This is a genomic window from Streptomyces noursei, from assembly GCF_001646665.1.
In the GTDB taxonomy this organism is placed as follows: Bacteria; Actinomycetota; Actinomycetes; order Streptomycetales; family Streptomycetaceae; genus Streptomyces; species Streptomyces lavendulocolor.
Window position 1 is genome coordinate 1 of sequence record NZ_LWBU01000348.1, and the last position, 379, is coordinate 379.

The window sequence follows — 379 nt, forward strand, 5'->3', positions numbered from 1 at the left end:
CTCCCAGCAGACCACCCCCCCCGCCCTGCCCGACGAGGCCATCCCCCTCACCCCCTGCCCCGAACTGACCGAGAAGGAGCAGGCCCGCCTCTTCACGCTGTCCCGCCAGCAGATCTCCCCCGCCCCCCCCCCGCTCGCCGCCGCCCCCGCGCCCCCCTCCCCCTACACCCCCGCCCTCCCCCTCACCCTGGCCGTCGTCGTGCGCACCCCGGTCAGCGCCCACCGCCACTTCGCCCGCGTCAAGGTTCCGCCGCTGCTCTCCCGCTTCCTCGAAGCCTCCCCGCAGCGCTACGTCCCCCTCGAGGACGTCATCGCCGCCCACCTGGAGGAGCTGTTCCCGGGCATGGAGGTGCTGGCGCACCACATGTTCCGCGTGACC

1 pseudogene is annotated in these 379 nt (G+C 74.7%); it reads left to right on the forward strand.

The features are described from left to right. A pseudogene (locus A4V12_RS24555) lies at window positions 1-379 on the forward strand (RNA degradosome polyphosphate kinase); the annotation flags it as partial.